At 59.0% G+C, this 3,434-nt stretch carries 3 protein-coding genes and 1 pseudogene; all 4 read right to left on the bottom strand.

Annotated elements, in window-relative coordinates; genetic code table 11:
• Positions 1-313, bottom strand: a pseudogene (locus EN932_RS31905) (transketolase); the annotation flags it as partial.
• Positions 314-351: 38 nt separating this feature from the next.
• Positions 352-2,004: a glucose-6-phosphate isomerase gene (pgi, locus tag EN932_RS31900; RefSeq protein WP_245483364.1), complete on the bottom strand. Its 1,653-nt coding sequence runs from the start codon at positions 2,002-2,004 to the stop codon at positions 352-354.
• A complete protein-coding gene (gene tal / locus EN932_RS31895) occupies positions 2,001-3,098 on the bottom strand; it encodes a transaldolase (protein WP_128369360.1) in 1,098 nt (365 codons plus the stop codon). Before tal ends, pgi begins: the two co-directional genes overlap by 4 nt.
• 43 nt (positions 3,099-3,141) lie before the next feature.
• Positions 3,142-3,434 (bottom strand): DUF982 domain-containing protein (locus tag EN932_RS31890; protein WP_245483363.1); only part of this gene is annotated, 293 nt, incomplete at its 5' end.

Genomic DNA, 3,434 nt, shown 5'->3' with positions numbered 1-3,434 from the left:
ACTTGAGATCGTCCAACGTCACGGCCAGCCGGTCGCTCGATGGATAGGCCGGCCCTTTTGCCTTGACGCCGCACACATGAAGCAGGCTGTAGAGCAGAGCGCAGGCGTGACCGGCCGACAGCACGAAACGGTCGCGGTTCGGCCAGTCGGGATCGGCTGCATCATAGCGCAGGAAGTGTTGCCACAGGCAGTAGGCGACTGGCGCGGCATCCAGCGGCGTTCCGGGATGGCCGGAATTTGCCTTCTGGACCGCGTCGATGGAAAGCATCCGCAGCGTGTTGATGCAAAGCTGGTCGAGTTGCGCCTGTACCATATTTTTTCCGATCGGAGTCTTGCGGTCCGGCTGTCGATTCAGTGCTTCTTGATCCGGCGATAGCGCTCGATCAAAGCATTGGTCGAGCTGTCATGTTGAAGATTTGGGGTCGCGGAAACTTCCAGTTCAGGGATTGTTTTCTCGGCCAGCGCCTTGCCCAGCTCAACGCCCCATTGGTCAAACGAGTCGATGCTCCAGATGACGCCTTGCGTGAAGACGCTGTGCTCGTAGAGCGCCACCAGGCTGCCTAGTATCTTTGGCGTCAGGCGCTCGGCAAGCAACGTATTGGTAGGGCGGTTGCCTTCGAAGGTGCGGTGCGGAACCAGCCAATCCGGCGTCCCTTCCGCTCGGACTTCCCCTTCCGTTATGCCGAAAGCCAGCGCCTCGGTCTGTGCGAAGAGATTTGCCATCAGGAGATCGTGGTGGCGTCCCAGCGGATTCAATGCCTGGCAAAACCCGATGAAGTCGCACGGAACGAGCTTGGTGCCTTGATGAATGAGTTGGTAGAAAGAGTGCTGCCCGTTGGTGCCAGGTTCGCCCCAATAGATCGGCCCTGTTTGGTAGTCGACTTTCGTGCCGCCAAGCGTGACGTGCTTGCCATTGCTCTCCATCGTCAGTTGCTGGAGATAGGCGGGAAAACGCTTCAGATATTGCTCGTAGGGAAGCACCGCGACCGTCTGCGCTTCGAAGAAATTGTTGTACCAGACCGCGAGCAGACCCATCAGAGCCGGCAGGTTCTGATCGAACCGTGCAGTGCGAAAATGCTGGTCCATGTCATGGAAGCCCGACAGCATCGCCTGGAAATTTTCCGCCCCGACGGCGAGCATGGTGGATAGGCCTATCGCCGAATCCATTGAATAGCGGCCGCCGTCCCAATCCCACATGCCGAACATCTGTTCGGTGTCGATGCCGAATTTGGCGACCCCTTCGGTATTGGTCGAGACGGCGACGAAATGCCGGGCCACCGCCCGCTCGTCGCCCAGCTTGCGCAGCACCCATTGACGGGCCGTATGGGCGTTGGTCAGCGTTTCCAACGTTTTGAACGTCTTCGAGCAGATGATGAACAGCGTTTCTTCAGGATTCAGATCTCGCGTCGCTTCCGCGAAATCGGTACCGTCGATGTTCGAGATGAAGCGGAAAATCATGTCGCGCCGGCTGTAGTGGCGCAGCGCTTCATAGGCCATGACCGGCCCGAGGTCAGAGCCGCCGATGCCGATATTGATGACGTTGCGGATCGGCAGGCCTGAATGGCCGCGCCATGCGCCGCTGTGGATCTTGTTCGTGAAATCAGCCATCTTGCCGAGCACCGCGTGCACTTCCGGCACGACGTCGATACCGTCAACTAAAATTCGCTCGCCAACTGGCGCGCGCAGCGCCGTGTGAAGCACAGCACGCTGCTCGGTCACATTGATCTTCTGACCGCTGAACATCGCTTCGATGCGCTCACGCAACCCGGAGGCCTCGGCAAGTTCAATGAGAAGCTGGACCGTCTCAGGCGTGATGCGGTTTTTCGAATAGTCGAGATAAAGTCCGCAGGCGTCGACGGTGAACTGCGTGCCACGTCGGGGATCATCCGCGAAGAGCTGTCGCAGATGCAAAGGGCGCACTTCCTGACAATGCGCCAGCAACGCCTGCCATGCTGAAAGCTCCGTGAGCGGCAATGTCCTGGCCGCAAGAAGCGCGCTCATCATCTGCCGGCCGAACCGTGGCGATGTAACTGCTCGCTCTTCAAGGCAATCACCGCCATCAGATCGGCCCATGATTTGGTGAAGGATTGCGCGCCTTCCAACTGGAGCTGCGCGGCAAGCGCCTGAATGTCGACGCCGGCTTTTGCGAAATCGCCAAGCACGGTTTCGCTGTCGCCGCCATCCTCCCGCATGATGCCGCGCAACACACCCTCTTTCGAAAACGCATGGAGTGTCTTCTCTGGAATGGTGTTGATGGTAGCAGGCGCGGCGAGCGCTTCGATATAATAGGATTGCGGAAGCTGCGGATCCTTGGTGCCGGTGCTCGCCCATAGCAGACGCTGGGAAAGTGCGCCGGCATCGGCCAGCTTGCGCCATCCGGTAGAGGCAAGCCGCTCCCGGTAGGCTTTATATACTTGCCCGGATATGGCGATACCGAGACGGTTCCGCAGTGCACCGGGAACCTTGTCCATCACCGCCTTGTCCCAGCGGCTGACGAAGATCGAGGCGACAGAGGCGATCTTCGGGTCGAGCCCGGCGTTAATCCGTCGCTGAATGCCTCGGCAATACGCGTCGGCCGCCGCCACATACTGCTCGCACGAAAACAGCAGGGTGACATTCACGGGCACGCCGGCCAAGATCGATTCCTCTATGGCCTCGACACCTGCGGGCGTGCCCGGAATCTTGATGAACAGGTTGGAACACTCCGCCTGCCCATGCAACCGCTTGGCGGCTTCGACAGTGGCGCCGGCATCGTTAGCCAGCAAAGGCGACACTTCCAGGGAAACCCAGCCATCGATGCCGCCCGTCGCTTCGTGGACCGGACCAAAAAGTGCTGCGGCTTGCTTCAAATCTTCCAGCGCCAATTCGAAGAATAGCTGCTCGCCCGCTTTGCCTTCTCTGGCTTTTCGACGTAGGGCCTCGTCGTAAGCGGCACTGTTACGAATGGCTTCATCGAAAATTGTGGGGTTCGATGTCAATCCGGTCACCGAAAATTCGGTGCAATAGCGCTGAAGGGTGCCACTGCTCAACAGATCGCGGGTGATGTTGTCCAACCAAAGGCTCTGGCCGAGTTCGTGCAATCGGGTTGTTGCGTTCATTGTGACCTCGCTAGTGGCGGGAAATGGTCCATCCCGGCATTGTCTATTGGTTCGCACAATCGACCAACATGTGCGCTTCCCGCGCTGCGTCGATGAACGCATTTCTTGCGACGTCGGCGGGAACACTGCCGTTCAAGGCCTGTCGGCACGCCGGTTTCGCAGATCGGTGCTTGTCGCTTCTTTCACTGCGCCAATGACCGTTGAGCAGGTCAAAAGCTTGCCGAGTGTTCATAAGGTTTCGGATGTCGCCGCTTATGGCGGTGGCGACAGACAGTGGCTTGGAAGACCAATACATGGGACGGGCCTCGGATTGGCTGAACCCACGCAACGCGCTTC

It is taken from the genome of Mesorhizobium sp. M7A.F.Ca.US.002.01.1.1 (assembly GCF_004022955.1).
GTDB lineage: Bacteria > Pseudomonadota > Alphaproteobacteria > Rhizobiales > Rhizobiaceae > Mesorhizobium > Mesorhizobium ciceri.
This window is presented reverse-complemented; position numbering and strand designations above follow the sequence as displayed.

Excerpts from the sequence above, each read along its gene's own strand:
- pgi (WP_245483364.1), bottom strand. The coding sequence starts at position 2,004 with ATGATGAGCGCGCTTCTTGCGGCCAGGACATTGCCGCTCACGGAGCTT.
- tal (WP_128369360.1), bottom strand. The coding sequence starts at position 3,098 with ATGAACGCAACAACCCGATTGCACGAACTCGGCCAGAGCCTTTGGTTG.